This window comes from Streptomyces sp. PH9007 (genome assembly GCF_059813725.1).
Genome location: NZ_CM187440.1, coordinates 5,441,903 through 5,467,801 on the forward strand (window position 1 = coordinate 5,441,903; position 25,899 = coordinate 5,467,801).

Sequence of the window (25,899 nt, forward strand, 5' to 3'; positions counted from 1 at the left end):
CCGGCCGTCCGCTAGGACTGGGCCTCGGCCCGTGCCTCGCGCCGCAGATCGCGGAAGTTGTACACCCGCCGCACCATGGCGAACAGCGGGATCACCGCGCCCAGCACCAGCTGGAGCGAGCAGCCGGTCTGGAGCATCAGCTCACCGCCCGGCGCGTCGAAGGCCCACGCGGTCAGCAGCGCCATGCTCAGCACGATCCAGGCGAGCATCGCCCCCGCCAGCGGCCCGCGCGGCTTGGGGTACTCGACCCGGCTCACCATCAGCCAGGCCACCCCGACGATCGCCAGCAGCGTCGGCCAGAACGGCAGCTCCAGCAGCACGATGGAGACCACCGTCAGCGCCCCGAAGGGGCTGGGCATGCCCTGGAAGACCCCGTCGGGCATGGTCACGCAGGAGAACCGCGCGAGCCGCAGCACCACCGCCAGCAGTACGGTGATCGCCGCCAGCGCCGCGACCGGCTCGTGGGCGTCGCCCACCACCATGCCCCAGACGAGAACGAAGTAGGCGGGGGCGAGACCGAAGCTGATCAGGTCCGACAGATTGTCCAGTTCCGCACCCATCGGCGAGCTGCGCAGCTTGCGCGCCACCAGGCCGTCGAACAGGTCGAAGACCGAGGCCAGCAGCATCAGCAGGACGGCGGTGGCCGCGTTGTTGCGTACCACCCCGACGTCGCCGCTGCCCGTCAGGTGCGGGATCAGGACGCCGGTGGTGGTGAAGTAGACCGCGAGGAACCCACAGATGGCGTTCGACAGGGTCAGGGTGTCCGCTATTGACAGTCGCATCGACAGCGGAAGCTCATCCGCTTCGTCCTCGTCCGCCTCCGGTACCCAAGCGCTCTGCGCGCCGCGGTCAATCACGGTCAAGACGTGTCACCCCCGCTGTGGTCTTCTCGCCGACCTCGACCGCCGGCTCGATGCCCTCGGGAAGATAGACATCCACCCGCGAGCCGAACCGGATCAGCCCGATGCGCTCACCCTGCTCCACCTTGCAGCCCTGCGGCACGTACGGCACGATCCGCCGCGCGACGGCGCCGGCGATCTGCACCATCTCGATGTCGCCCAGCTCGCTGTCGAAGCGCCACACGACGCGCTCGTTGAACTCGCTCTCCTTGTCGAACGCCGGAACGTAACCGCCCGGGACGTGCTCCACGGAGGCCACGGTGCCGGCGACCGGCGCGCGGTTCACGTGGACGTTCAGCGGGCTCATGAAGATCGCGACCCGGGTGCGCCCGTCCTCCCACGGCACGATGCTCTGCACCACGCCGTCCGCCGGACAGATCACCCGGCCCTGACCGATCTCCCGCTCCGGGTCACGGAAGAACCACAGCATGCCCGCCGCCAGCGCGGTGGCCGGGACGGCGGCCGCCGCCCAGCGTCCGGAGTGGCGGGCCTTGGCGAGCGAAACGGCGGCCGTGGCGACCGTCGGCAGCAGCCACGGCGAGGCGCCGCGGGCGAGGCGTACGGAGGAGGAGCGGAGCGGCATGGGAGACCTTCGTAGCGGGGAAAGCCGCGCATCCCGAAGCGGCGCGACTAAGCCGATGCTAGCGGCTTCGGACGGTAACTCGGCAAGCCAGCAGGCCGAGTACGGCCATAAGTCCTGTTCTGGCGTCGATCTGCGTGTCTCAATAATGCCCAGATAGAGGACATTCAGCCCTGGCCACCATACGGGAGAACTCGCCGGAACGGGAGAGGGGAATGTGGATCGCCCGGCGAATTCCGAGATGTACCACGGCACAGCGTGAGTTTCCACACGCGCAACGTGATGCGCGGCCGACGCGGGCCCGGCCCGCCATCATTTGGCAAAACCTCGGCCGGCACCGGCGGGCCGTCGTCACCCGCCGTCGCCGGCCGCGTGCTCAGGGGGAGGGCGGGGTGAAGGCCGAGGTACGGGCCAGCCCGGCGGCCCGGCCCTTGCCCGCGAGGACCAGCGCCATCTTCCGGCTCGCCTCGTCGATCATCTCCTCGCCCAGCATCGCCGCGCCCCGCGCCCCGCCGGCCGCCGAGGTCCAGTAGTCGTACGCGTCCAGAATCAGCTCGGCGTGGTCGTAATCCTCCTGGGAGGGCGAGTAGATCTCGTTCGCCGCCGCGATCTGGTCCGGATGCAGCACCCACTTCCCGTCGAAGCCCAGCGCCGCCGACCGCCCGGCCACCTCACGGAACCCGTCGGGATTGCGGATCTGGAGATAGGGGCCGTCGATCGCCTGGAGTCCGTGCGCGCGGGCCGCCATCAGAATCCGCATCAGGATGTAGTGATAGGCGTCCGCCGGATAGCCGGGCGGCTGTTCGCCGACCACCAGTGACTTCATATTGATGGATGCCATGAAGTCGGCGGGGCCGAACACCAGGCTCTCCAGCCGGGGTGAGGCCGCCGCGATCGTGTCCGCGTTCACCAGCCCGCCGGCGTCCTCGATCTGCGCCTCGATGCCGATCCGCCCCACCTCCAGGCCGGCCGTCCGCTCGACCTGGGTGAGCAGCAGGTCCAGCGCCTTCACCTGGTCGGCGTTCTGCGTCTTCGGCAGCAGCAGCGCGTCCAGCCGGGCGCCCGCCCCCTCGACCACCGTGATCACGTCCCGGTATGTCCACGGCGTGGTCCAGTCGTTCACCCGCACCACGCGCGTTCTGCCGCCCCAGTCGCCCTCGTTGAGCGCCTCGACGACGGCGTCCCGCGCCCGCTCCTTGGCCAGCGGCGCCACCGCGTCCTCCAGGTCGAGGAAGACCGCGTCGGCCGGCAGACCCTGCGCCTTCTCCAGGAAGCGCGGGTTGCTGCCCGGTACGGCCAGCACGGAGCGGCGGGAGCGCGAGGGGCGCTGCCCCGGGGAGCCGGGGACGGTCATACGGGCCTCCAGAGCGGGGGACGGGACGGGGACGTACGGCAGGGTGGAAAGGGAGGGGTCAGCGGCGGCAGTCGCGCAGGGCCTGCTCGATGGTGCGCATGACCTCGTTCAGCGGGGCGTCGGTACGGGCCACCGTGACCAGCACCTCGCCGCCGCCCCCGCCCGCCGGCGTTACCTCGGCCGCCGCCACCGGGGACGCGGGCGCGGCCGTGGCACCGCCGGCGAACACCGGCAGCGCGCCGAAGGTGCTGCGCACGATCGTGAAGGCGTGCTCCAGCTCCGCCTCCACATCGCCCTGCCCGCCCCGGCGCAGCCAGCGCCGCAGCACGTGGTTGTGCGCCGTCACCACGGAGGAGGCGGCCACCTCGGCGAGCAGCGGTTCGTCGCCGTTGTGCGAGTTCTCGTCGAACCGGGCCAGCAGATAGCGGGTGAACAGCCGCTCGTACCGGGCGACCGAGGCGATCTCGCGTTCGCGCAGCGCCGGGACCTCCCGGGTCAGCTTGTAGCGCTCGACCGACAGCGCGGGGGAGGCCGCGTACATCTTCATGACCTCTTTGATGCCCCGGCAGATCGTGTCGATCGGGTTCTCCCGCTCGGGGGCCGCCTCCAGGACCTCCTCGGCGCGCACCAGCGTGTCGTCGTGGTCCGGGAAGATGGCCTCTTCCTTGGAACGGAAGTGCCGGAAGAAGGTTCTGCGGGCCACTCCGGCGGTCGCGGCGATCTCGTCGACGGTGGTGGCCGCGTACCCTTTCGTCGCGAACAGCTCCATGGCGGCGGCGGCCAGCGCCCGGCGCACCTTCAGGCGCTGGGAGATCTGCGGACGGTCGGACTTCACGGGCTGAACCATGCAAGCGAACGTACTCCATCCCCCCGCCCCCCGCTGACCATTGCCGATGCGGTGCCGTCAGCCCCGCCGGTACCGCAGTTCGCCGACGGCGACCCCCTGGATGTCCTCGGACTGTTCGGCGCCGTCGGGGGTGAAACCGGCGCGTTCGTAGAAGCGGAGCGCTCGGGTGTTGCCGCGCACCACCCACAGCCGGACGCGGGGCAGCCCGTCGGCGGACAGCCGGGCCGTGGCGGCCTCCAGCAGGGCCCGGCCGACGCCCGTACCGATGAACTCGGGGTGGACGTACAGGGCGCGTACCTCGCCCCAGCCGGCCTCGTACGGCCGGTAGGGGCCCTGGCAGGCCCAGCCGATGATCCGGCCGGGCTCCCCGGGCTCCCCGGGCCGTGGCGCCACCAGATGGCCGGTGCGCGCCGTGGGCCCGGCGAGGCCCCGCCGCAGCCCCGCCGCGAACGGCAGCGGGTCCAGGGCGTCGAGGTACGGCCGCGGCATGATGCCCCGGTAGGCGTGCCGCCAGCCCAGCACCCGGAGCCGGGCCACCTCGTCGGTGTCGGCCTCGGTCATCTCCCGTATCGGTATGGTCATCTGGCCATTCTTGGGGTGCGGGCGGGGGCGGCGCCGGACATTTTCCGGGTGCGCTCCGGATCGATCGCCCGGGATCCCGTTGCCGTCGAACGCGCCCAGCAGCGGGGTCGGTTCTCCGGTGCCCCGTTCCGTGAGTCAGTCGTGGCAGCCGCGAGCGCACCACGTGGGTGTGGAAGGGCCGGGTCGTCGGCGCTTCAGTGGTGGCCGAGCCTGGGGGCGAAGTGGTTCGTCCGCGCGCCGAACCAACACCGTGCCGCCACATGGCTTGCCGACCGGTCCACGGGGCCGTCAGAATCCGTGCTGTGATCTCTGGACTCCGCAGCCGCCGCCCACACACCGCCACGCCTGCAGAGGACCACAACCTTGAGCTACACCATCCGCGCGTTCACCCCCGCTGACGAGACCGGCTGGCTCCGCTGCCGGGTACTTGCCTTCCTCCAGACCGCGTACTTCGACGACGTCTCACGCTCCAAGCCCGCCACAGCGGCCCCCGGCCTGGACCTGGTGGCTGTCGACGCGGGCGGCCGCGTCGTCGGAATCATGGACACCGGCATCGAGGGCGACGTGGCGACGATCGACACCGTCGCCATTCACCCGGACCACCAGCGCCGCGGCCTGGCCCGCGAACTGCTGGAACGGACCAGCAACCGAGCCCGCAAGCTCGGCGCGGCAACCCTGGACGCCTGGAGCCGGGACGACCCGGACACCTTGAACTGGTATCGAGCGATGGGCTTCACCGAAAGCGATCACTACCTGCACGTCTACGCCAACCACTACCGTGACTCCTCGGAGCCCGGCCGAGCCATCGCCGAGGCGCGGCCCGGTCTGCGACCTCTCATGGTGTTCGCACACGCTCAGCTCGCGGATGAAGAACGGCTCCGAGGAGAGTTCACCCGCGTCCACGTCTGCCGCCGTTTCGCCATGCCGCTCTGATGTGATGCGGCCGGCATCCGCAGTGCGCCCGCCCCACCCTCGGCCCGCACCGCGAGCCCCGGGCACACGCCGCCATGGCGCTCGCCGAACGCGCCCGCGCCGACGGCGCCGTGCGGCCACTCTCGTGGCGGACACCGGTCTTCCTGTCCGCACCCGGCGACCGCTGTTCGCCGAGGGGGTCGGGGTGGCACCCAAGCGGGACGTCACCGCCACCGTGGGCGTCTCCCCGGCCGCCTACGCCTCCAGCTCGGCCACCACCGCGAGATGATCCGAGGGCCACACCCCGTCCACCGGCCCGTCCCCCGCCCGGCGTACCGAGCGCACCCGCCCGGTGCCGTCCGCGGCCGGCAGCCCGGTGTGGATGTAGTCGACGCGGATGTTCAGCCCCAGGCCGCCCGCCAGATAGGGGTTGGCCGTGTCCCAGGTGGCCGACGGCTGGCCCGGCTCGGCGTACCGCCAGGCGTCGAGCAGCATCTGCCCCGGCACGGCGGGGTCCGTCAGCCGCCCGCCGAACAGCCGGATCTCGTCCGAGTCCGGCTCCGCGTTGAAGTCCCCGGTGATGACCGGCGGGAACGCCCCGGCGCCGCGCCGGTCCGCCACCATCCGGGCCAGCGCCCGTACCTGCGCGCACCGCACCCCGGAACCGGCAGGGCCCGAGTGCAGATGGGTGGTGAAGAACGGCACCGGGCCGCCGGGCGCGGCGATCCGCGCGTACAGCACTACCCGCCCCTCGTCGGGGCCGTCCCCGCGCGGCAGTGGCAGCACCGCCGACTCCTCGATCGGCCACCGGCTGAGCACGGCGAGCCCCACCCCCAAGCCGGGCGGCGCGGACGCCGGGATCCGCTCGGCCCAGTGCGGCGGCAGCGCCGCCGGGGCCCAGGCCAGATGCAGGCCCAGCTCGGCCGCGAGCTGTTCCGCGAGATGCCCCTCCGCGGTGCTCCACACCTCCTGGAGCCCGCACACATCGGGTTGTTCGGCGCGCAGTACGGCCGTGATCGCCGCCTGCCGCCGCTCCCAGGGACCGAATCTCCACCACAGATTCCACGTCAGGAAACGCACGAGCCGATGGTACGGTCCCGGGCATGCTGACAGGTGCGGGCATCCGGGCCGTCGTGTGGGACATCGACGACACGATCTTCGACTACACCAGCGCCAACGAGGCGGGCGCGCTCGCCCATTTCGCGGCCGAGGGGCTGCCCGCCACCGCGGCCGAGGTGGCGCGCTGGACGGCGCTGATGCGCGAGCACTACGACCGCTATCTGGCGGGCGAACTAGCCTTCGCCGAGCAGCGCCGGGAGCGGGTGCGCGCGTTCCTGCGCGACCCCGGCCTTCCGGACGGGGCGGCGCAGGAGTGGTTCGACCGGTTCAGCGTCCATATGCGGGCCGCCTGGCGGCTGTACCCCGACGTGCTGCCGGCACTGGAGGCGCTCACCCCGGGCTACCGGCACGGGCTGCTGTCCAACTCCAACCTCGCCCACCAGGACGACAAGCTGCGCCGGCTGGGCGTCAGGGACCGGTTCGAGATGCTGCTGTGTTCGGAGGAGCTGGGCCACGCCAAGCCGGCGCCGGAGGCGTTCGCGGCGGCCTGCGAGGCGCTGGGCCTGCCCGCGGGGGAGGTGGCGTACGTCGGGGACCAGCGGATCACGGACGCGCAGGCCGCGACGGCGGCCGGGATGTGCGGGATCTGGCTGGACCGCGCGGAGTCCGGCACGGCCGCCGAGGTGCCCCCGCACCGGATCACCACCCTGACCGCCCTGCCCGGGCTGCTGGCGAGGCTGACGGCTGACGGCTGACGGCTCAGCGGAGCCGGCCGCCGTCGCGTGCGGTGCCGCCGGCGATGGTGGTGCGGGGGCGGGCGCCGGGGGAGTGCGGGTAGAGCGTCATGCGGGGGCGGCCCTCGGTGTCGCGGGTCCACACGACGGTGCCCTCGCTGGTCAGGTGGCGGGAGATCACGGTCTCTTCGGCCTGCGCCGAGCGGTTCACTGAGGTTGTCATGGCACCAGTGTTGGACCGGCCGACCGTTCGCGTCCATTGAATGTTTCCCCAGGTGTATGTGCACAATCGCTGCATGATTGATCTGCGACGGGTCCAGGTACTCAGGGCGGTCCACCAGCACGGCACGGTCACCGCCGCCGCGGCGGCCCTCCATCTGACCCCCTCGGCCGTCTCGCACCATCTGCGCGAACTCTCCCGCGAGCTGAAGGTCCGGCTCATCGAGCCGCAGGGCCGCCGGATCCGGCTCACCGGGGCGGCGCACGTGGTCATCGAGCACGGCGACGCCATGGTGGCCCGCTGGGAGCGGGCGGAAGCCGCGCTGGAGTCCTACCGCTCGGGGACCTCGGGACTGCTGCGGATGTGCGGCTTCCCCAGCGCCGTCGCCGCGCTCATCGCCCCAGCCGCCGCCCTGCTGCGCGCCTCGAACCCCGAGCTGACGATCGAGATCAATGAGTGCGAGACCCCTACCGGTTTCGATCTGCTGCTGGCCACCGACGCCGACATCGCCGTACTCGCCCCCTCCGAGGACTTCCCGCACCCCGGCGACTCCCGCTTCGACCAGCGCCCCCTGCTGGACGAGCCGCTCGACCTGCTCGTCCCCGCCGGCCACCCGCTGGTGGGGCGCACCCGGGGCGGGGCCCAGGGCGTACGGCTGGAGGACACCGCGCGCGAGGAGTGGATCCTGGCGGCGCCGGGCAGCTGCGACCACCATCAGCGGGTGGTGGTCTTCTGCGCGGTGGCCGGCTTCACCCCCAAGGTCGCGCACTACGTCCGGGACTGGATGGCGATCTCGGCGATGGTCGGCGCCGGTCTCGGCGTCTCCCTGGTGCCCAGGATGGCCCCGACCCCGCCCGAGCACGCGGTGGTCCGGCTGCCCCTGGCCGGCGAACCGGCCCTCACCCGGCGCATCCTCACCTGCGTCCGCGAGGGCAGCCGGGAACACCCGCTGATCCAGCACGGTCTGAAGGCGCTGGCGGAGGCCGCCGCCGCCATCCCGGGCCGGGTGGGCATCACACCGCCCGGGTGATGAACTCCACCGTCGTCATGTCGGAGACGATGCGCAGATCCAGCCGGGCGTCCAGGGCCGTCGTCAAGGTGCGCAGGGAGGACACGGCCGGGGCGATCGCGCCGCCCTCGATGCACTCGATGTCCGCCTCCGACAGACCCGCCCGGACCGCCAGCTCGGCCGGGCTCAGACCCAGCTGCGTACGGCGGTCGTACACGGCCTGCCCCAGCGCGACCGCCGCCCCGGCCTCCACATAGGCGGGATCGGCGCGGTGCTCATCGGGGATGCGCCAGCTCCCGTGGTACCCGCGGCCCCCGCCGGCGTCGGTGCGCGTCCACGCGATGACCGAACGCCGTGAACGCGGATGCTCGGTGCCGCACTCCTTCTGCTTCTGCCGGGCGCGCCGGATCTGGTCCTCCTCGCGCAGCCTGGCCCTGCGGAAGACCGTCAGGAAGACGATGCGGCGGCCCGGGGCGAGCCAGTAGGTCAGCCGCACCGGCTCGTTGCCCAGAACGAACCGCAACTCGCGCAGAGAGCCGCCCAGATGCCGGGTGTACGGGTCCCCCAGCGCGGTCGGGGCGTCGGCGAGACGATCGGCCTGCCGCTCGACCACGCGATGCTGCGAGGGAGGGAGGGCGTGCACCCACTCCAGCACTTCCGGTTCGAGTTCGAAGTCCCAGCGCTTGGCCATACCCCCGAGCCTAGTGATCGCGCGCACGCCGAACATGCCATTCCCGGCGTGGTTCACCTGCACGGGATCCCTCGCGTCAACGGGTTGACCTGCCGGGGGTGTCGGACACCTGCCGGCCGCCGTGTGCCGCGCGGTACGCGCTCGGGGTCATGCCCAGCTCCCGGCGGAAGGCCGTGCGGAAGTTCGCCGCCGAGCCGAACCCCGTCTCCCCGGCGATCCTCTCCACGGTCCAGCCGGAGGTCTCCAGCAGCCGGCGCGCCCGCAGTATCCGCTGCACGGCGACCCAGTGCATCGGCGGCATCCCGGTCTCGCGCGCGAACCGCCGGATGAAGGTCCTGCGGGACAGCAGGCTGCGCTCCGCCAACCCCTGCACGGTGAGCGGCGATCCGAGATGCGCCAGCGCCCACTCCCGGGTCGCCCGCAGATCCTCGCGGGAGGCGGCGGGCCCGTCCACGTACTGCGGCTCCCGCGCCCCACGGGCCGCCGGGAGCACCACCTCCTTCGTCACGCCGTCCGCGACCGCCGCGCCGAAGTCACCGCGTACGACGTGGAGGCAGGCGTCGATGCCCGCGCCCGCGCCGGCCGAGGTGAGGAACGGGCCGTCCTCGACGAACAGCCGGTTCTCGACCACGCCGACCTCCGGGTAATTCTCCCGCAGTTCGGCGGTGTGCCGCCAATGCGTCGTCGCGGACCTTCCGTTCAGCGCTCCGATGTCCGCCAGGGCGAACACTCCGGTGCAGATCGCGAGAACGCGCGCTCCCTTTTCCGTCGCGATGCGCAGTGTTCTCAGACAGGCGGAGGGAAGGGAAAGAAGGGGATCGGCATAGCCCGGCACGACGACGACATCGGCGCTTTCCGCCGCGGAGAGCGGGTGGGCGGGGCCGAGGCCGGTGGCGGTGCCGGCGGGTGGTGTGCCGGGGTCGGTGTCCTCGGTCTCCTTGCCGTCCTCGGCGCACACCAGGACCCGGTAACCCGGGTGCCGGCCGAAGACATGCGTGGCGATGCCGATGTCCAGCGTGTACGCGCGCGGCACCGCGAGGATCGCCACGCTCCGCGCCTCGTCCGTGGTCCCCAACGATCCTCCCTGGTCAGCCCGCCTCCCGGCCCAGCGTACGGGGCAGGGACGACAGCCCCGGAGCGTGGCACGATCCTTGCGCCCCGTGGCACGGCCGCCTCTGGTGGGCGCCGACCCGGCGCTCCTACGGTTTCCGTACAGCCCGACGGAATTCCGTCCGCACGATCGGAGCCCCATGCCCCTCGCACGCCGCACCGAAATCCACCACGTCCCCTGGGAGGAGAGTTACGGATATGTCCAGGCGGTCCGGCACGGTGACACGATTTACCTTTCCGGACAGGTCGCGCACGACGGACCGGAACTCGTCGCCCCCGCCCCGGTCGACGCCACCGGAAAGGTCACCGATGTCACCAACACCGGCGCCCAATTGCGCCAGTGCTACGCCAACGCGGCCCAATTGCTGGAGCGTTTCGGCGCATCGCTGGACGATGTCGTGGACGAGGTCATCTACGCCGTCGACGTGCCCGCCGCCGACGCCGCGGCGGGACCGGTGCGCAAGGAGGCGTACGGCCGCCCCGACCCCCAGGTGGCCAGCACCATGATCGGCACCCCCCGCCTGGCCTTCCCCGAACTGCTGGTCGAGCTGAAACTCACCGCCCGCCTTTGACGGCCAGTTCCCGGGCGAGGGTGGTCTTGCCCGCGCCCGGGAGGCCGTTGACCAGGACCGTGGTCATCGCGCCCGCAGGCGCAGCAGCAGCGCGGCCGGGGGGCGGGGGAGGGTGACGGTCAGTTCGCCCTCCGGTGCCGACCAGGCGACCGTGCCCGCGGTGCCGGCCGGGTACAGGATCTCGGGCTCGACCGGGCGGCCCCGCCACGCGGGGAGCGGCAGGGTCCGCACCGGGCCGCCGCCGCGGCGCCACACCGTCAGGTACGTGGTGCCGTCGGCCGCGCGCAGGCCGAGCGCGGGCCAGGGCTCCTCCCAGTCCGGCAGGCCCAGCGGCCAGAACGGCACCGCCCCGGGCAGGTCGGCGCGCAGCCCCTGGTAGACCCGTACCGCCTCCCGCACCAGGGCGAGTTGACCGGACGTCATGCGGTTCAGGTGGCCGGACAGATGGATCCGGCCCAGCAGCGCCCCGGCCAGCGTGAAGGCGATCTCGTCGTCCGTGAACTCCGGCTGCGGATAGGCCCACACCGCGCCCTGTTCCGGCGGCACGGCCGTGGGGGCGCTCGCCGCGATCGGCGGGTAGCGCAGGAAGTCCTGCTGGTCGCTGGTGGATTGCAGCTGTGTCAGCGCGAGCGAGGAGCCGTCCATCCGCATGCCGCCGGAGGCGCAGTTCTCGATCACCAAACGCGGATGGCGCTCCAGTACGGCGCGCAACCAGTCCTGGTACGCCCGGGCGTGCGCCAGCAGACCGGCCCCCGGGCTGCTGGTGCCGCCGGTGTCGGTGCCGGGCGGGACGGAGATGTTGTAGTCCAGCTTGAGGTACCCCACTCCCCACGCGCCGGCGATCCGGTCCACCGTCGCGTCCAGGTGGCGGCGCGTCGCCGGGTGGCGCAGGTCGAGCTGGAAGCGGCCGTTCTCCCGTACCCGTACGCCGTCCCGCGCGAAGAACGCGGCGTCCGGCAGGGTCGGGGCGATGGGACTGCGCACGCCGATCACCTCGGGTTCCAGCCACAGCCCGGGCACCATGCCGTGGGCGCGGATACGGTCCAGCACCTCGTGGATGCCGCGTTCCCCGGGGAACCGGGCGGCGGCCGGCTGCCAGGCGCCCACCGTGTCCCACCAGCCCCCGGCGTCGCCGTCGTACCAGCCGGCGTCGATGACGAAGTACTCGGCGCCCGCCGTGGCCGCCGCGTCCACGAGCGGCAGCAGCTTCGCGGTCGTCGGATCGCCGTTCAGCGTGTTCATGTAGTCGTTGAAGACGACGGGCAGCGCCGCGTGGTCCGGGTGCGGCCGGCGCAGCACGCGCCGGTACGCGGTCAGTTCGGCCAGCGCGCCCTCGAACCCGGCGCGCGAGAGGGCGAGCGCGGCCGGCACCGTCGTGAACGAGGCTCCGGGGGCGAGCCGTTCACTCCACTGGTGCTCCGTGTCGCTGGGCCCCCACAGGGCCAGATAGCCGGCGGCGCCGCGTTCGCCGCTCTCCCAGGTCCAGCCGGTGGGCGACTCGACCTGCCACAGCCACGCCGCCCCGGCGGCGTCCGGCCCCGCGTCCGGCCTCCCGGTCAGCGCGCCCATTGGCAGATGACCGTCGGTCGGCCAGCTGCCCCGGCTGCTGTACGCGACCCGGCCGCGCGCGTCCTGCCGGTGCAGGGCGTGGTGGAGGTCCGGGACCCGGCGGCGCAGCGGTTCGCTGCGCCAGCGGCACTCGGCCAGCCAGTCGTTCTCCGCCCAGTGCAGGTCCAGGCCGGCCGGGTCCGGCAGCCCGCCCAGGGTGAGGGAGGAGACCGCGTACAGCGTGCGGACCCCGTCCGCCTCATTGGTCACGGTGACCGAGCCGCGCACCACCGCAGTCCCCTCGGGGGACTCCAGCAGCAGCGCGGCGGCCAGCCCGGTGACCTCGTCCACGAGGTCAAGACGCAGCCGGTGCCAGCGCCCCGCGACCTCGGCCCGGTGCGAGCGCAGCCGCAGCCGCCGGCCCACCGCGGTGTCGATGCCGCGCTGTCCCGCCCACTCGGTGCCCGTGCCCGCCGCCAGCAGCTCCACCACCGGCAGCGCGGTGCCGAGCGGGACGGCCGGCACGTCACCCGGCGGCCCCAGCCGTACCGTCCGCAGCACCCCGTCCGGCCCGGCCGCGAACTCCGCCGTCAGCGCCGAGTGGCCCCACACGATGGTGATGTCGTCGGGGCCGGCGGCGCCCTGTTCCTGGCTCGACACAGCGATCCCCCTGGTGAGTTCGCGGCTTCCCGCTCCTTGACGGCCCCCGTGTGACCGGTCACAATCCTGGCATGCCTGTGACCGGTCACACAAGAAGCGGGCGGCGCCCCGCCAGCATCCGCGACGTCGCCGACGCCGCCGGGGTCTCGTACCAGACCGTCTCCCGGGTCATCAACGGACACCCCAGCGTGCGCCCCGCCACCCGCGCACGCGTCGAAGCCGCCGTCGCCGCACTCGGCTTCCGGCGCAGCGCCACCGCGCACGCCCTCGCCAGCGGCCGCACCAGGGCCCTGACCGTCCTCACCTCCGACACCACCCACTACGGCTACGCCGCCGCCCTCCGCGGCATCGAGGAGGCGGCCCGTGCCGCGTCCTTCGCCGTGGGCATCGCCGTTCTGGAATCGGAGGAGGACGAGGTGGTGCGCGACGCCGTGCGACGCGCCACCGACACCGGTGGCGGACTCATCGTCATCGCCTACGACCGCCCCGGCGTCCGCGCCCTGCAACTCCTGCCCGACGACGCCCCGGTGGTGGCCGCCGTGGAGACCCCCGCCACCGCCCCGCCGCCCGGCAGCCCCTGGGTGTGGACCGACGACCGCGCCGCCGCCCACCGCATGACGCGCCACCTGCTCGACCTGGGCCACCGCACCGTCCACCACCTCGCCATCCCCTCCACCACCGGCACCGGCGGCGGTTCCCAGCGCGTCGCCGGCTGGCGCGACGCGCTGCGCGAGGCCGGACGGCCCGTCCCCGAACCACTGACCGCCGGCTGGGAACCCGCCGACGGTTACGCCGCCGGGCAACGCCTGGCCCGCGACCCGGAGGTCACCGCCGTGCTGTGCGGCAACGACGACCTGGCGCTTGGCGTGCTGCGCGCCCTGCACGAGGCCGGAGGCCACGTCCCGCGCGACATCAGCGTGGCCGGCTTCGACGACGGCCCGCACTCCGCGTACCTGACCCCCGCGCTCACCACCGTCCGCCTCGACTTCACCGGCCTGGGCCGCGCCACCTTCGCGCTGCTGCACGGCCTGCTGGAGGAGGGCGAGCCCGTCACCCCGCACCCCGTCGCCCCGCCCGAGCTGATCATCCGCGAGAGCACCGGGCCCGCCCCGCGCCCCTCCCGCTGACGCCCCCGCGCCGCCCGCCCGGTGCCACCGCCCCCAGGAGAGCCCACGATGACGAGGAACCCCGCCGCCCCCGCCCTCACCGTCGACCTCGGCGATGCCGAGGGCCCGCTGCTGTACGGGGCCAACGGCGCGCTGTACGGCCTGAGCGACGACGGCGTCCCCGCCGACGCGGCCCTCGCCCCGCTCAGGATCACCACGCTCACGCAGAAACCGGAGGGCGGGGCCCAACACCCCAATGGCGACGCCCTCACCGTCGCTGACGCTTTCTTCCGCAACGGCGGTGGCGACCTCTACGTGATGATGCAGGACTGCTACGCCCAGTGGCCGTACGAGGACCGCGGCCTGGACGACTACCTCCCCCGGGTCGACGACATCGTCGGGCGGATCGCCGCCCACCCGCGCGCCGACCGCTTCGTCGTCGTCCCCTTCAACGAACCCGACCAGATCTGGTACCGGCTGGACACCGACGACACCGACCGGTACGAGCGCGACCGCGACCGGTTCCTCGCCGACTGGTCCACCGTTCACGCCCGCATCCGTGCCATCAGCCCCACGCTGCGCATCGCCGGGCCCAACGAGGCGCGCTACGACCGCCGCTTCCTGCCCGACTTCTACCGCTACGCCTACGACCATGGCGTGCTTCCCGACATCACCACCTGGCACGAGCTGTCGCCCGCCTCGCTGAGCGACTTCCAGGGCCACCACGACCACTACCGCGCCCTGGAACGGGAGATCGGCTTCGGCCCGCTGCCCGTCAACATCGACGAGTACGGCAACCGCCGCGATCTGTCGGTGCCCGGCCAGCTCGTGCAGTGGGTCGGCATGTTCGAGCGCAACAAGGTCTTCGCCCAGCAGGCGTACTGGGACATCGCCGGGAACCTCGACGGCAATGTCGTGCGCGACAGCGTCCCCAACGGCGGCTGGTGGTTCTTCCGCTGGTACGCGGCGCTGAGCGGCGAGACGGTCCGCGTCACCCCGCCGCGCGCCGACACCGTCGACACCCTGCAGGGGCTCGCCTGCCTCGACACCGCCAGGCGACGGGCCCAGGCCCTGGTGGGCGGCGCCGACGGCCCCGCCGACGTCGTCTTCCGGCGGATCGACCCGACCGTCTTCGGGGACCGCGTCGCGGTCACCGTCGCCGAGGCGCGCTGGTCGGGCTACGAGGGCGCGCACCCCGCGCCCCGGGTGATCCTGCGCACCACGGCGCCGGTCGGCGCGGACGGCACGGTCACGGTGCCGCTGACGACGCTGGAGCGGATGTCGGCGTACCGCGTGGTGCTCACCCCCGCCGGATCCGGCGTCCCGGACGCGGCGCCGGTGCCGTGGCGCGGCGTGTACGAGGCGGAGGACGCCCGCATCACGGGCGGGCGGATCCGCACCCACGGCACCGTCGCGGACGCCAACGGCTACGCCGCCTCGGGCACCCGCGACGTCGGCGCGCTGGACCGCGAGGACAGCCGGGTGGAGTTCACCGTGGAGGTGCCGGAGGCCGGCGCGTACGACCTCACCGTCTTCCACGGCAACCAGGGCGACGCCCCGGCCACCCAGTCGCTGACGGTGGACGGCGGCGCGGCCACCACCGTGACGTACCCGGCCACCCTGAACCCGGCCTGGCGCGGCACCGTGACCGTGCCGGTGACGCTGACCACCGGACGCCACACGCTCGCCCTGGCCAGGGGCACCGGCGAGGCCACCCTGGACAAGATCGAGCTGACCCCGGCCGCTGAGCCGTTCACCGCCTACGAGGCGACGCTCGCCGACACCACCGGCCACCCGGGGTACGACTACGGCGCGACGACGGCCACCGGCACCGGGGCCCTGATCCTGGACGGGGCGGCCGACGGCGCGGTCTTCGACGTGTACGCGCCGCGCGACGGCTACTACCGGCTCACCCCGCGCTGCGCGGGCGGGGGCACGCTGACCCTGGCGGCCCACGGCGAGCGTCTGACCGCCGCGGCCGGTCAGGAGTGCCGGGTGCTGCTGGCGGCCGGCAACAACCGGATCACCGCCACCGCGCAGGGCCGTGCGGCGCTGGTCTCCCTGGAGGTGGCCGGGGCCGGGGACCGCACGGGGCTGGCCACGTACGGGGCGGCCGACGCCCGGCTCAGCGGCGCTGCCGCGCGCGAGCGCAGCCCGCACGCCAGTGAGGGAACGTATCTGCGCGGGCTCGGCGGCGGGGCGGACAACACCGCGTCCTTCACCGTGGCGGTCCGGCACGGCGGCCCGCACCTGCTGATCGTGCACTACGCCCACGACACGCGCGCCGACACCGGCCACGCCTACAACGCGGACATCGCCTCCCGCACCCTGGACATCCACGTGGACGGCGTCACCACCTCGGCGACGTTCCGCAACACCTACGGGCGGCAGAACTTCTGGGGCAAGGCCGTCGCGATCGACCTGGCCCCCGGTACCCACACCCTCACGCTGTCCAGCATCACCGGCCCCGCCCCCGACATCGACCGCCTCGAACTGGCGCCGGTGCGCGGCTGAGCGCTCACAGCAGCGTCAGCTGGGTGGCCACCGGCGCGGCGCCGTCCGCCGCCGCCTCCCCGGGTACGGGATCGGGCTCGGGCGTAATGGCGCGTGCGGCGCCGCGCCGGGCGGGGCCGATGCCGTACTCGGCGGCCAGTTCGTGTACCTGCCGGGTGATCCGCCGCTGGTACCAGGTGGGGGCGTACGCGCCGCCCTCGTAGAGCACCTCGTAGCGCCGTACGAGGCCCGGGTGGTGCCGCGCCAGCCAGCTCATGAACCACTCGCGCGCGCCGGGGCGCAGATGCAGCGCCAACGGGGTCACCGAGGTGGCTCCGGCGGCGGCGATCGCCCGTACGGTGGCGCGCAGCTGCTCGGGGGAGTCGGCCAGGTAGGGGATGACCGGGGCCATCAGCACCGAGCAGCCGATGCCGTGGTCGGCGAGCGCGCGCACCACGTCCAGACGGCGCTGCGGCGCCGGGGTGCCCGGCTCCACGGTGCGCCACAGCTCGGGGTCGGTGAAGCCGACCGAGACCGAGACGCCGACCTCGGTGACGGCGGCGGCCTCCCGCAGCAGGGGGAGATCGCGCAGAATCAGTGTGCCCTTGGTGAGGATCGAGAAGGGGTTGGCGTAGTCGCGCAGCGCCGAGATGATCCCGGGCATCAACCGGTACCGTCCCTCCGCACGCTGATAACAATCGACGTTGGTGCCCATGGCGACGTGTTCGCCCTGCCAGCGCCGTCCGCCCAGTTCCTTGCGCAGCAGCTGCGGGGCGTTCACCTTGACCACGATCTGTGAGTCGAAACCGATGCCGGTGTCCAGGTCGAGGTAGCTGTGGGTCTTGCGGGCGAAGCAGTAGACGCAGGCATGTGAGCAGCCCCGATAGGGGTTCACCGTCCATTCGAACGGCATCCGGGAGGCGCCCGGCACCCGGTTGAGGATCGAACGCGCCCGCACCTCGTGGAAGGTGATCCCCCGGAACTCCGGGGTGTCGAACGTCCTGGTGACGACTTCGGAGCCGAAGAGGGCAGGGCTGGCGGCCCGGCCGTCCTCGCTCAGGTTGTTCCAGCGCATGCAAATAGAACACCGGTTCGATTCTGGTCTGTCAAGCGCGGATTTTGGGGGAGGGCCGCCCAGATGGTTGGCTTGCCGCCAAGTCAGTGGATCGCCAGGAGGATTGCAGTGGCGCAGGTTGAAGTGGTTACTCAGCGTGAGATCAATGCGGAGCCGGACGATGTGCTGGACGCGATCGCGGACTACCGGGAGGTCCACCCCCGTCTGCTTCCCGAGCAGTTCACCGACTACGAGGTCCGGGAGGGGGGCGACGGCGAGGGGACGGTGGTCTTCTTCCGGCTGCACGCCACGGCCAAACGGGTCCGTGAGTGCCTGATGGAGGTCACCGAGCCGGACGACAACACCGTCGTGGAGACCGACCGCAACTCCACCCTGGTCACCACCTTCACCGCCGTTCCCGGTTCGGTGAAGAACACCTCCAGCGTGACGATCCGCAGCACCTGGGACGGGGCGCCCGGCATCGGCGGGATCTTCGAGCGGATCTTCGCGCCGCGTGGCCTGAACGGCTTCTACGAGCAGATCCTGGCCAATCTCGCCAAGGAAGTGGAGACCGGCGGCAAGTAGCCAGTGGTCGCCGCCGCGCGACCGCGCCGCCCGCCGGCCAGGCGGGCGGCGACCGTGTGCGGGCCGCGCGCTGCGCCCGCGCCTACGCGGCGCCCGGGTGCCAGGCCGGCCACTCCTGGGGGCGGTCGGCCCAGTGCACCTGCTCCGGGTCCTCCAGGTCGATGTCCGGGAAGACCTGCCGGATGCGCGGCTCGAACTCCTCCTCGGACAACGGCTCCCAGCCGATCCCGCGCAGCCAGACCAGCCGGTAGCGGTGGTCGTCGCCGAAGGAGCCCACGTACACCGGGTAGTCCGGCTCCGGCGGGCGTGGACGTTTCGCTCTGGTCATCCCACCACCGCCTTTCCGCTGGTCCGTTCCGCCGCCCGTGCGGCCGGGCGTGCGCGTGCCGTACCGATACCGGCCCGGCTCACATCGCGGGCTTCTCGCCCTTCGTGGTCGACATGTCGATCACCGTGAACCGCGCGCCGTTGTCGTCCGCGCACTCGGCCCACCGGCCGAACGGGCTGTCCTGCGGCTCGCTGACGATCTGGCCGCCGAGCTTCTCCGCCGTGGCCGCCGCGTCGTCGCAGTGGTCGACGCCGAAGTACAGCCGCGCGTACGTCTCGCTCCCGGCCGGCGTGCCGCTGGGCATGGGCATCCGCCCCGCCACCGACTCGCCCGCCGCCCGCACGGTCTTGTAGTCGAAGGACGCGGGGTCGCCCACCGCGTGCATCTCCACCGGGAAGACCGCGCTGAAGAACGCGTCGAACGCCGCCGCGTCGCGGGTCACCACCTCGCTCCAGCACACCGAGCCCTCCTGGCCCATCAGGCCGAAGCCCTCGTGGGTGCCGGGCTGCCAGCAGCCGAAGGTGAGCCCGTCCGGGCTCGTGGCGATCAGCATCCGGCCGAACTCGCCGACGCTCATCGGCTCCATCAGCAGCGTGCCGCCGTTCTCCCGGATCCGCCCGGCGGTCGCCTGCACATCGGTGGTGGCGAAGTACAGCGTCCAGGTCGGGGTCAGCTCCTGGCCCGGCATCGGGGGCATGAGTGCGGCCACCGGCTTCCCGTCCAGGGTGGCCATCGTGTATCCGCCGTAATCCGGACCCGCGCTCATGAAGTCCCAGCCGAACATCTCCCGGTAAAAGGTCTTTCCCGCGCCGAGATCGGCCACCACACAATCGGCCCAGATCGGTGCTCCTTCGGGGAATTCCGCCATCGGTATCGCCTCCACAAGGAAGTATGGGCGTGCAAAATCGAGATATTCCTCTTCTTCCACGCTAACCACCGGCAGGGCATCGTGCGCGGTGAATGGCCGCATCGTCGAACGTGCGTGCGCATCCACCCGCCGGGCGCCGAGCGCAGGGGGCGCACACGCCCCGCGTGCGTACGCTCCGGCGCACCACCAGCTTGGCCATTGCCTCCCGCCACAGCCCCGCCCGGGGATACCGTGGAAGCGCTCCCCTCCCCGGGAAGGAGAGATGGTGGCCACAGAGCCGGAAATCCCTCAGCAGCGTGATCCCGCGCCTCCCGACACCCGTACGGTGTCCGGCCGGATCCCGCTCGCCGTGGCCGTCGTCGACCCCTCGGGCCGGATATCCCACTGGAGCAGCGGCGCCGGGAAACTGTTCGGGGTCGGCAGGGACGAGGCCCTGGGCCGGTTCGCCGCCGAGATCGTCCCCGTCACCGGCGTCCTGGACGCCCCCGGCTACCCCACCGCGGGCCGCTTCCGCACCCACGGCCAGGACGGCGGCGGCGAGCGGCGCGGCAGCGGCGACATCCTGTGGTGGACCTACCCCTTACCCGGGCCCGGCGCCGTCCTCGTCCTCGCCACCGACGCCACCCCGCTGCGCGCCGTCGAGGGCACCGCCGACGAGCCGGGCGAGAAGGTCGGCGCCGGATTCGCCCGGCACACCGACTTCGACCGCGCCGAGGACCTCGCCCGCGGCCTGCCGGAGATCATGCCCGGCATGAGCCCGCAGGAGAGCGGCGTCATCGTCGAACGCGTGCTGGAGCTGGGGTACCCCGTCCTGGAGCTGAGCCGGCACGCCCGGGTCCCCGTCACGCCCGACTGGGGCGTCCCGCGCCGCACCACGCGCCGCGCGCGGCTGCTGCGCGCCGTCACCGAGGCGGGCGCGGCACGCGACGAGCGGGCCCTGGCCGCCGCCGAGGCGGATCTCGCCTCCGACCTGGAGTACGCGGCCGTCCGCGAGCGCCTGGAGTTCCTCAACGAGGTCAGCTCCCGCATCGGCTCCTCCCTCGACCTGGGCCGCACCATCGAGGAGGTCGGCCGGGCCGTCGTCCCGCGCTTCACCGATGTCGCCGGCACCTATCTGCGCGAGCAGGTCATCGCGGGCGAGGGCTTTCCCGATGGGCCGCCCGACACCTCCACGATGTGGCACCGGGTCGCCGTCGAGCACACCGACGAGCCGGGCCGCTGGGACGACGTGGTGCCGGTCGGCGAGTCCATGACCTTCCCCGCGCACACCCCGTTCTTCCAGTGCATGACCTCCGGCGAACCCGTCCTGGTGCCGCGCGTCACCGAGGAGATGGGACACGCGATCGCCGCGCAGTTCGAGAAGCGCGACATCCGTCCCCTGATCACCCACCGCTCCATGCTGGTCGTCCCGCTCAAGGCCCGGCAGGTGGTGCTCGGCTTCATGATCCTGCTGCGGCACCGCGAGCGGCCCGAGTTCCACGACATGGACCGGGTCACCGGGGCCGAGCTCGCCGCCCGCGCCGGCCTCGTCCTGGACAACGCCCGCATGTACACGTACCAGGAGAACGTCGCCGACACCCTCCAGGACAGCATGCTGCCGCGCGTCGAACCGCGTACGCCGGGCTGCGACACCGCCACCCGCTACCTCCCCGGCACCCGCCTGGGCCGCGTGGGCGGCGACTGGTTCGACACCATCAGGCTGCCCGGCTGCCGCACCGCCCTGGTCGTCGGCGACGTGATGGGCCACGGCCTGCACTCCGCCGCCATGATGGGCCAGTTGCGCACCGCCGTGCAGACCATGGCGGCGATGGACACCGAGCCGGCGCGGCTGCTGCGCTCCCTGGACGACCTCGCCCACCGCCTGGGCGACCACTATCTGGCCACCTGCCTGTACGCGGTGTACGACCCGGTCCGCGGTGAACTGCGGATCGCCAACGCCGGGCACATCCCGCCGGTGCTGGTGCGCGCCGAGGACGGCCGCAGCGAGCTGCTGGAGCTGCCTTCCGGCGCGCCGATCGGCGTGGGCCGGGTCGCGTTCGCGTCGGTCACGGTGCCGGTGAGCCCGGGCGACCGGCTCGTCATGTGCACGGACGGGCTGATCGAGGTGCGCGGCCAGGACATCGGTGCCGGGCTCGCCGCGCTGTGCGAGTCCGCCGCGCATCCGGCGGCCTCCATGGACGCCGCCTGCGACACCATCATCCGCACCCTGGCCGCCGCCACCACCCCCGAGGACCGCAGGGACGACGTCGCGCTGCTGATGGCCCGGCTCAACGGCGTCGCCGCCGAGGACACCGCGCTGTGGCGGCTGGCCGCCGCGCCCGAGGAGGCCGGACGGGCCCGGCGTCTGGTCCGTGACCAGCTGCGCCGCTGGGGCCTGGCCGCCCTCGTGGACACCTCCGAGCTGCTGGTCAGCGAGGTGGTCACCAACGCCGTACGGCACGCGCGGACCGGGCCCGTGCGGCTGCGTCTGGTGCGCTGCGACGCGCTGCTGTGCGAGGTCGCCGACGACGGGCACGAGCTGCCCGTGCTGCTGAACGCCCGCGAGAGTGACGAGGCGGGACGCGGACTGTCGGTGGTCAGCCGGCTGGCGACCGGCTGGGGAACCAGCCGTACGGACCGGGGCAAGACGGTGTGGTTCGAGCTGCCGTTGCCGGCCGGGGGCCGCGGTGGCGCGCGGGGGAGGGCGGCGGGGGTGGGGTGAAAGGCGCCGGGGGCCCGCGGCTTTCTCTCTCCCCCCGAACCCGCTCCTGCGCCGGTCGGGCGCCATCGCGGGCCCGTCGCGCGAAAGTGCCTTCCCCCGGGCAGGGCGACCGCGTAGCCTGACGCGGCATGAAGATCTTGATCTCCGCCGACATGGAGGGGGCCACCGGCGTCACCTGGCCCGCCGACTGTCTGCCCGGGCGGCCCGAGTGGCAGCGGTTCCGGCCGGTCTTCACCTCCGATGTGAACGCGGCCGTCGCCGGGTTCTTCGACGGCGGCGCCGACGAGGTCATCGTCAACGAGGCGCACATGACCATGCGCAACCTCCTGGTCGAACAGCTCGATGACCGCGCCGTCCTGCTCACCGGCCGCCACAAGGAACTGGGCATGGTCGAGGGCGTCCAGCGCGGCGACATCGACGGCATCGCGTTCGTCGGCTACCACTGCGCCGCCGGCGCCGAGGGCGTACTCGCCCACACCTACCTCGGCAGCTGCATCACCGGCGTCTTCGTCGACGGAGTGCGCGCCAGCGAGGGCCTGCTCAACTCCCTGATCGTCGCCGAGTACGGCACCCCCGTGGTGCTGGTCACCGGCGACGACCTCACCTGTGTCGACGCCCAGGGGTACGCCCCGCGGGCGCCCGCCGTCGCCGTCAAGGACCACGTCTCGCGGTACGCCGCGATCTGCCGCACCCCCGCCCGTACCGCCGCCGACATCCGGACGGCCGCCGCGCGCGGCGCCGTGCTGGCGCACCGGCACGAACCCGCCCCGCCCAGGGACCGGACGATCGAGGTGGAGTTCGACGCCGAACAGCTGGCCGGGGCCGCCACCTTCATCCCCGGCGTGGAGCGGATCGGGCCGCGCCGCGTCGGGTACACCGCCCCGACCATGTACGAGGGCATCCGCTGCTTCAAGGCGCTGACCACGCTGGTATCCAACGCAGTTGAGGAATGGTATGGCTGAGCACCACCCACAGGCACCGCACGCACCGCACGCACCACGCGCCCCCCGTGCCCCGCACGACCCCGGCGCCTCGCACCACATCGACCAGATCGCGCTGGAGGAGGCCGTCACCTTCACCAGCGACCTCATCAGGATCGACACCACCAACCGGGGCCAGGGCGAGGGCCATGAGCGTCCGGCGGCCGAGTACGTCGCCGAGCGGCTGACCGAGGCGGGGCTCGACCCGATACTGCTGGAGAAGGCCCCGGGGCGCACCAATGTGGTGGCCCGCATCGAGGGCACCGACCCGTCCGCCGACGCGGTCCTGGTCCACGGTCACCTGGACGTGGTGCCCGCCGACCCCTCCGAGTGGTCCGTCCACCCCTTCTCCGGGGAGATCAGGGACGGCGTGGTGTGGGGGCGCGGCGCCGTCGACATGAAGGACGCCGACGCCATGGTGCTGGCCACCGTACGGGCCTGGGCCCGCGCGGGCGTCCGTCCGCGCCGCGACGTCGTGCTCGCCTTCACCGCCGACGAGGAGGACTCGGCCGACGTCGGCTCCGGCTTCCTCGCCGACCACCGCCCCGAACTCTTCGACGGCTGCACCATCGGCATCAGTGAGTCCGGCGCGTACACCTTCCACCCGGGCGACGGCCGCCGCATCTACCCGGTCGCGGCCGGCGAGCGCGGCACCGGCTGGCTGCGGCTCACCGCCGCCGGCCGGGCCGGGCACGGCTCGCGCATCAACCACGAGAACGCCGTCTCCCGGCTCACCGCCGCCGTCACCCGCATCGGCGAGCACCGCTGGCCGCTGCGCCTGAGCGCGACCGTGCGCGCCGCGCTCGCCGAACTCGCGGCGCTGTACGGGCTGCCGCTGCCCGACCTCGACGACGACGCCGCCGTCGAACGCCTGGTCGCCGAGCTGGGCCGGGCCGGCACGCTGGTGGCCGGCGCGCTGCGGAACAGCACCAACCCCACCATGCTGGACGCCGGTTACAAGGTGAACGTGATCCCCGGATCGGCCACCGCCCACATCGACGGGCGGCTGCTGCCGGGCACCGAGGAGGAGTTCGGGGCCACCCTCGACAAGCTGACAGGACCCGACGTGGACTGGGACTTCTACCACCACGAGCCGCCCCTGGAAGCCCCGGTGGACACGCCCGCGTTCGCCGTCATGCGTGACGCGCTCCAGCACTTCGACCCCGGCGCGCACGTCATCCCGTACTGCATGTACGGGGGCACCGACGCCAAGCAGTTCGCCCGGCTGGGTATCCAGGGCTACGGCTTCATGCCGCTGCGGCTGCCCGAGGGCTTCGACTACCAGGCGATGTTCCACGGCGTGGACGAGCGGGTCCCCGTGGACGCGCTGCACTTCGGCACCCGCGTTCTGGACCGTACGCTGCTGGCCCTGTAGACGCGGGCGGGCCGGCGCGCGTTCCCGGTCTCCCTCCTCCCGTCGTGCCCGCCCCACGGCGGGGGAGGGGCGGCGGGTCAGCCGCCGAGACCGTCCCAGAACTCCCGCAGCACGCGGGCGCCGCGCCCGGGGTCCTGGAGCATCCAGTAGTGGGTCAGGCCGTCCAGTTCGACCACCCGGGCCCCCAGGGGCCGTGCCACCTCGGCGTCCATGGCCGGCCGGGCCATGGGGTCCCCGGTCGGTACCAGGACCATGCCGGGCGCGGCGGCGGGACGGTCGAAGTCCGTGCCCCAGTCGGCGGCGAAGTTGGGCCACGCCGAGCGGTAGAGGTCCAGGACGGCCGCGCTCATCTCCTCGTCGTGGATCGCGTCGACCTCCTTGCCCAGCTCCGGCGTCATGCCCCGGGGCCGGAGCAGGTCGCCGAAGGTGTGCCCGCTGCCGGAGGCCGACTCCCGCAGTCCGGCCAGTGACTCCTCGCCCTCCGGGCTGCGCTGCCACAGCGTGCCCGCCTCGTGCCACCGGTAGTCGGGGTGCCAGCCGTGCGCGACGTCCGCGACCCAGCTGCGCACCGGCACGTCGTGGGCCGAGACGACCCGCATGGTCAGGTGCGCTCCCCAGTCGTGGCCCACCAGATCGATGGGGCCGCCGATGGCCCGCAGTTCGTCGGCCAGCCAGGACGCGTACGCCTCCTTGCCCCGTGGCCCGGCCGGGCGCGGGCTGCCGAAGCCGGGCAGGCGCAGGGCCGTGCTGGGCCGGTCGAGGTGGTCGCGGAGGGCGTTCCACAGGGCGGGTGTCTCGGGCACTCCGTGCACGAACACAACGGTCATGGCAGCTCCATGAGGTGAAGTGGATAGGCTATCCATTTCACCGTAGCAGCTGAATTGATAACCTATCCACCTGCTGCGGCGAGGGGAGACAGACACATGCGGGCCGACGCGGCGCGGAACAGAGAGCGGATCTTCGACGAGGCGCACCGGGCGATCGCCGCCGGGGAGACCGAGCTGACCCTGAACGAGCTGGCCCGCCGCTCCGGGGTCGGCGTCGGGACGGTCTACCGGCTCTTCCCCACCCAGCGGGCGATGCTCGAAGCCGTCCTGGAGGTCTCCGCCCGCGACCTCATCCGGCTCGCCGAGGAGGCCGGGGCGGAAACCGACCCGCACCGGGCGCTGGAGGAGTTCCTGCGCTCCGCGCTGGCCGCCGCGCTCGCCCGCCCTGGCCTGTTCAACGTCCTGATCACCCTCACCGACGAAACGGACTCGCTGCGCGAGGCCAAGGGCGAACTGGCCGCCAGGGCAACACAGTTGCTCGGACGGATCGACCCGGCCCCGGCGCTGACCGGCGAGAACCTGCTGAAACTGTTCTGCGGGCTGATCCACGCCATCAGCGAGCACCCCGAGGAGCGCCGCCCGGCGGCCACCGACGCCTACCTCCAGCTGCTGCGGGCCGGCCTCGCCGCGGGCCCCCGAGCCTGACCTGCCGGTCCCGGCCCCAACTCGCCTCCACCGCACGCCTGTCGCCCCGCGCCCACCCCGGGCGAAACACACCCGGCCGGCGGCTGGAGCACCGGCCGAGGTCGTGGAACGATCCCCGGGTGAGCTGGTGAAGACCCCACCGACACCGCCCTGGAGGCAG

The 25,899-nt window shown here is 73.0% G+C and carries 25 protein-coding genes; 11 read left to right on the top strand and 14 right to left on the bottom strand.

The features are described from left to right. Positions 1 to 11: 11 nt before the first annotated feature. From pssA to ACTFAP_RS25030, 5 genes are all read right to left on the bottom strand, one after another. Complete coding sequence (gene pssA / locus ACTFAP_RS25010) at positions 12 to 863, bottom strand: CDP-diacylglycerol--serine O-phosphatidyltransferase (RefSeq protein WP_030730860.1); 852 nt, start codon at positions 861 to 863, stop codon at positions 12 to 14. After that, positions 850 to 1,482 (bottom strand): phosphatidylserine decarboxylase, encoded by a 633-nt coding sequence (locus tag ACTFAP_RS25015; RefSeq protein ID WP_030730863.1) that lies wholly within the window; start codon positions 1,480 to 1,482, stop codon positions 850 to 852. The genes pssA and ACTFAP_RS25015 overlap by 14 nt, the downstream gene beginning before the upstream one ends. 373 nt (positions 1,483 to 1,855) lie before the next feature. Then, complete coding sequence (locus ACTFAP_RS25020) at positions 1,856 to 2,833, bottom strand: HpcH/HpaI aldolase/citrate lyase family protein (protein WP_436982227.1); 978 nt, start codon at positions 2,831 to 2,833, stop codon at positions 1,856 to 1,858. Between the two features lie 58 nt (positions 2,834 to 2,891). Next, positions 2,892 to 3,680 (bottom strand): TetR family transcriptional regulator, encoded by a 789-nt coding sequence (locus ACTFAP_RS25025; protein WP_390122124.1) that lies wholly within the window; start codon positions 3,678 to 3,680, stop codon positions 2,892 to 2,894. A gap of 57 nt (positions 3,681 to 3,737) precedes the next feature. Continuing rightward, positions 3,738 to 4,262, bottom strand: coding sequence for a GNAT family N-acetyltransferase (locus ACTFAP_RS25030; protein WP_500467467.1), 525 nt, complete (start codon positions 4,260 to 4,262; stop codon positions 3,738 to 3,740). 363 nt (positions 4,263 to 4,625) lie between these two features. Here ACTFAP_RS25030 and ACTFAP_RS25035 point away from each other — a divergent pair, with 363 nt between their 5' ends. After that, positions 4,626 to 5,195: a GNAT family N-acetyltransferase gene (locus ACTFAP_RS25035; RefSeq protein ID WP_495682425.1), complete on the top strand. Its 570-nt coding sequence runs from the start codon at positions 4,626 to 4,628 to the stop codon at positions 5,193 to 5,195. Between the two features lie 234 nt (positions 5,196 to 5,429). Here the strand turns inward: ACTFAP_RS25035 and ACTFAP_RS25040 are convergent, their stop codons facing one another. Continuing rightward, the gene (locus ACTFAP_RS25040) at positions 5,430 to 6,254 is read right to left on the bottom strand and encodes an endonuclease/exonuclease/phosphatase family protein (RefSeq protein ID WP_495682427.1); all 825 of its coding nucleotides are present in this window, start codon (positions 6,252 to 6,254) and stop codon (positions 5,430 to 5,432) included. Positions 6,255 to 6,277: 23 nt separating this feature from the next. Between ACTFAP_RS25040 and ACTFAP_RS25045 the strand changes: the two genes are divergently transcribed. Next, on the top strand, positions 6,278 to 6,988 hold the full coding sequence (locus ACTFAP_RS25045) for an HAD family hydrolase (protein ID WP_500467469.1): 711 nt from the start codon (positions 6,278 to 6,280) through the stop codon (positions 6,986 to 6,988). Between the two features lie 4 nt (positions 6,989 to 6,992). Here the strand turns inward: ACTFAP_RS25045 and ACTFAP_RS25050 are convergent, their stop codons facing one another. After that, positions 6,993 to 7,190, bottom strand: coding sequence for a hypothetical protein (locus ACTFAP_RS25050; RefSeq protein ID WP_390122131.1), 198 nt, complete (start codon positions 7,188 to 7,190; stop codon positions 6,993 to 6,995). Positions 7,191 to 7,263: 73 nt separating this feature from the next. Here ACTFAP_RS25050 and ACTFAP_RS25055 point away from each other — a divergent pair, with 73 nt between their 5' ends. Next, positions 7,264 to 8,217: a LysR family transcriptional regulator gene (locus ACTFAP_RS25055; protein ID WP_500467470.1), complete on the top strand. Its 954-nt coding sequence runs from the start codon at positions 7,264 to 7,266 to the stop codon at positions 8,215 to 8,217. Here ACTFAP_RS25055 and ACTFAP_RS25060 read toward each other — a convergent pair. Together ACTFAP_RS25060 and ACTFAP_RS25065 are read right to left on the bottom strand one after the other, a co-directional pair. Continuing rightward, positions 8,201 to 8,887, bottom strand: a complete 687-nt coding sequence (locus ACTFAP_RS25060; RefSeq protein ID WP_324604816.1) for a type II toxin-antitoxin system RelE/ParE family toxin — start codon at positions 8,885 to 8,887, stop codon at positions 8,201 to 8,203. The two genes, ACTFAP_RS25055 and ACTFAP_RS25060, sit on opposite strands and share 17 nt — an antisense overlap. Positions 8,888 to 8,963: 76 nt before the next feature. After that, on the bottom strand, positions 8,964 to 9,962 hold the full coding sequence (locus tag ACTFAP_RS25065; protein ID WP_500467472.1) for a GlxA family transcriptional regulator: 999 nt from the start codon (positions 9,960 to 9,962) through the stop codon (positions 8,964 to 8,966). Between the two features lie 175 nt (positions 9,963 to 10,137). On the opposite strand from ACTFAP_RS25065, the gene ACTFAP_RS25070 reads away from it, so the two are divergent. Next, a complete protein-coding gene (locus ACTFAP_RS25070; RefSeq protein WP_400008453.1) occupies positions 10,138 to 10,569 on the top strand; it encodes a Rid family hydrolase in 432 nt (143 codons plus the stop codon). 63 nt (positions 10,570 to 10,632) lie between these two features. Here the strand turns inward: ACTFAP_RS25070 and ACTFAP_RS25075 are convergent, their stop codons facing one another. After that, complete coding sequence (locus tag ACTFAP_RS25075) at positions 10,633 to 12,783, bottom strand: alpha-galactosidase (protein ID WP_500469564.1); 2,151 nt, start codon at positions 12,781 to 12,783, stop codon at positions 10,633 to 10,635. Positions 12,784 to 12,848: 65 nt separating this feature from the next. Here ACTFAP_RS25075 and ACTFAP_RS25080 point away from each other — a divergent pair, with 65 nt between their 5' ends. Then, positions 12,849 to 13,904, top strand: coding sequence for a substrate-binding domain-containing protein (locus tag ACTFAP_RS25080; RefSeq protein ID WP_495682432.1), 1,056 nt, complete (start codon positions 12,849 to 12,851; stop codon positions 13,902 to 13,904). 48 nt (positions 13,905 to 13,952) lie between these two features. Then, on the top strand, positions 13,953 to 16,397 hold the full coding sequence (locus tag ACTFAP_RS25085) for a CBM35 domain-containing protein (protein WP_500467474.1): 2,445 nt from the start codon (positions 13,953 to 13,955) through the stop codon (positions 16,395 to 16,397). A 4-nt stretch (positions 16,398 to 16,401) separates the two neighbouring features. On the opposite strand, the gene ACTFAP_RS25090 is transcribed toward ACTFAP_RS25085, so the two are convergent. Continuing rightward, a complete protein-coding gene (locus ACTFAP_RS25090; RefSeq protein ID WP_500467475.1) occupies positions 16,402 to 17,451 on the bottom strand; it encodes an Rv2578c family radical SAM protein in 1,050 nt (349 codons plus the stop codon). Positions 17,452 to 17,559: 108 nt separating this feature from the next. Between ACTFAP_RS25090 and ACTFAP_RS25095 the strand changes: the two genes are divergently transcribed. Beyond that, positions 17,560 to 18,015, top strand: coding sequence for an SRPBCC family protein (locus ACTFAP_RS25095; RefSeq protein WP_030730909.1), 456 nt, complete (start codon positions 17,560 to 17,562; stop codon positions 18,013 to 18,015). Positions 18,016 to 18,097: 82 nt separating this feature from the next. Here the strand turns inward: ACTFAP_RS25095 and ACTFAP_RS25100 are convergent, their stop codons facing one another. Next, positions 18,098 to 18,343: a hypothetical protein gene (locus tag ACTFAP_RS25100; RefSeq protein WP_400008459.1), complete on the bottom strand. Its 246-nt coding sequence runs from the start codon at positions 18,341 to 18,343 to the stop codon at positions 18,098 to 18,100. A gap of 79 nt (positions 18,344 to 18,422) precedes the next feature. After that, positions 18,423 to 19,211, bottom strand: coding sequence for a VOC family protein (locus ACTFAP_RS25105; RefSeq protein WP_390122143.1), 789 nt, complete (start codon positions 19,209 to 19,211; stop codon positions 18,423 to 18,425). A gap of 262 nt (positions 19,212 to 19,473) precedes the next feature. Between ACTFAP_RS25105 and ACTFAP_RS25110 the strand changes: the two genes are divergently transcribed. From ACTFAP_RS25110 to ACTFAP_RS25120, 3 genes are all read left to right on the top strand, one after another. Beyond that, on the top strand, positions 19,474 to 21,912 hold the full coding sequence (locus ACTFAP_RS25110; RefSeq protein WP_500467476.1) for an ATP-binding SpoIIE family protein phosphatase: 2,439 nt from the start codon (positions 19,474 to 19,476) through the stop codon (positions 21,910 to 21,912). A gap of 128 nt (positions 21,913 to 22,040) precedes the next feature. After that, on the top strand, positions 22,041 to 22,874 hold the full coding sequence (locus ACTFAP_RS25115) for a M55 family metallopeptidase (protein WP_500467477.1): 834 nt from the start codon (positions 22,041 to 22,043) through the stop codon (positions 22,872 to 22,874). Next, positions 22,867 to 24,267 (top strand): M20/M25/M40 family metallo-hydrolase, encoded by a 1,401-nt coding sequence (locus ACTFAP_RS25120; protein ID WP_500467478.1) that lies wholly within the window; start codon positions 22,867 to 22,869, stop codon positions 24,265 to 24,267. Before ACTFAP_RS25115 ends, ACTFAP_RS25120 begins: the two co-directional genes overlap by 8 nt. 77 nt (positions 24,268 to 24,344) lie before the next feature. Here ACTFAP_RS25120 and ACTFAP_RS25125 read toward each other — a convergent pair whose 3' ends face one another. Then, positions 24,345 to 25,094, bottom strand: coding sequence for an alpha/beta fold hydrolase (locus tag ACTFAP_RS25125; protein ID WP_500467479.1), 750 nt, complete (start codon positions 25,092 to 25,094; stop codon positions 24,345 to 24,347). Positions 25,095 to 25,190: 96 nt separating this feature from the next. Between ACTFAP_RS25125 and ACTFAP_RS25130 the strand changes: the two genes are divergently transcribed. Beyond that, complete coding sequence (locus ACTFAP_RS25130; RefSeq protein ID WP_495682439.1) at positions 25,191 to 25,739, top strand: TetR family transcriptional regulator; 549 nt, start codon at positions 25,191 to 25,193, stop codon at positions 25,737 to 25,739. The last annotated feature ends 160 nt before the right edge of the window (positions 25,740 to 25,899 follow it).

Bases quoted from the DNA above. Each gene is read 5' to 3' on its own strand.
- ACTFAP_RS25110 (WP_500467476.1), top strand. From the start codon at position 19,474: ATGGTGGCCACAGAGCCGGAAATCCCTCAGCAGCGTGATCCCGCGCCT.
- ACTFAP_RS25030 (WP_500467467.1), bottom strand. From the start codon at position 4,262: ATGACCATACCGATACGGGAGATGACCGAGGCCGACACCGACGAGGTG.
- ACTFAP_RS25105 (WP_390122143.1), bottom strand. From the start codon at position 19,211: ATGGCGGAATTCCCCGAAGGAGCACCGATCTGGGCCGATTGTGTGGTG.
- ACTFAP_RS25120 (WP_500467478.1), top strand. From the start codon at position 22,867: ATGGCTGAGCACCACCCACAGGCACCGCACGCACCGCACGCACCACGC.
- ACTFAP_RS25050 (WP_390122131.1), bottom strand. From the start codon at position 7,190: ATGACAACCTCAGTGAACCGCTCGGCGCAGGCCGAAGAGACCGTGATC.
- ACTFAP_RS25125 (WP_500467479.1), bottom strand. From the start codon at position 25,094: ATGACCGTTGTGTTCGTGCACGGAGTGCCCGAGACACCCGCCCTGTGG.
- ACTFAP_RS25085 (WP_500467474.1), top strand. From the start codon at position 13,953: ATGACGAGGAACCCCGCCGCCCCCGCCCTCACCGTCGACCTCGGCGAT.
- ACTFAP_RS25090 (WP_500467475.1), bottom strand. From the start codon at position 17,451: ATGCGCTGGAACAACCTGAGCGAGGACGGCCGGGCCGCCAGCCCTGCC.
- ACTFAP_RS25080 (WP_495682432.1), top strand. From the start codon at position 12,849: ATGCCTGTGACCGGTCACACAAGAAGCGGGCGGCGCCCCGCCAGCATC.
- ACTFAP_RS25055 (WP_500467470.1), top strand. From the start codon at position 7,264: ATGATTGATCTGCGACGGGTCCAGGTACTCAGGGCGGTCCACCAGCAC.
- ACTFAP_RS25070 (WP_400008453.1), top strand. From the start codon at position 10,138: ATGCCCCTCGCACGCCGCACCGAAATCCACCACGTCCCCTGGGAGGAG.
- ACTFAP_RS25045 (WP_500467469.1), top strand. From the start codon at position 6,278: ATGCTGACAGGTGCGGGCATCCGGGCCGTCGTGTGGGACATCGACGAC.
- ACTFAP_RS25130 (WP_495682439.1), top strand. From the start codon at position 25,191: ATGCGGGCCGACGCGGCGCGGAACAGAGAGCGGATCTTCGACGAGGCG.
- ACTFAP_RS25100 (WP_400008459.1), bottom strand. From the start codon at position 18,343: ATGACCAGAGCGAAACGTCCACGCCCGCCGGAGCCGGACTACCCGGTG.
- ACTFAP_RS25115 (WP_500467477.1), top strand. From the start codon at position 22,041: ATGAAGATCTTGATCTCCGCCGACATGGAGGGGGCCACCGGCGTCACC.
- ACTFAP_RS25015 (WP_030730863.1), bottom strand. From the start codon at position 1,482: ATGCCGCTCCGCTCCTCCTCCGTACGCCTCGCCCGCGGCGCCTCGCCG.
- ACTFAP_RS25060 (WP_324604816.1), bottom strand. From the start codon at position 8,887: ATGGCCAAGCGCTGGGACTTCGAACTCGAACCGGAAGTGCTGGAGTGG.
- ACTFAP_RS25025 (WP_390122124.1), bottom strand. From the start codon at position 3,680: ATGGTTCAGCCCGTGAAGTCCGACCGTCCGCAGATCTCCCAGCGCCTG.
- ACTFAP_RS25020 (WP_436982227.1), bottom strand. From the start codon at position 2,833: ATGACCGTCCCCGGCTCCCCGGGGCAGCGCCCCTCGCGCTCCCGCCGC.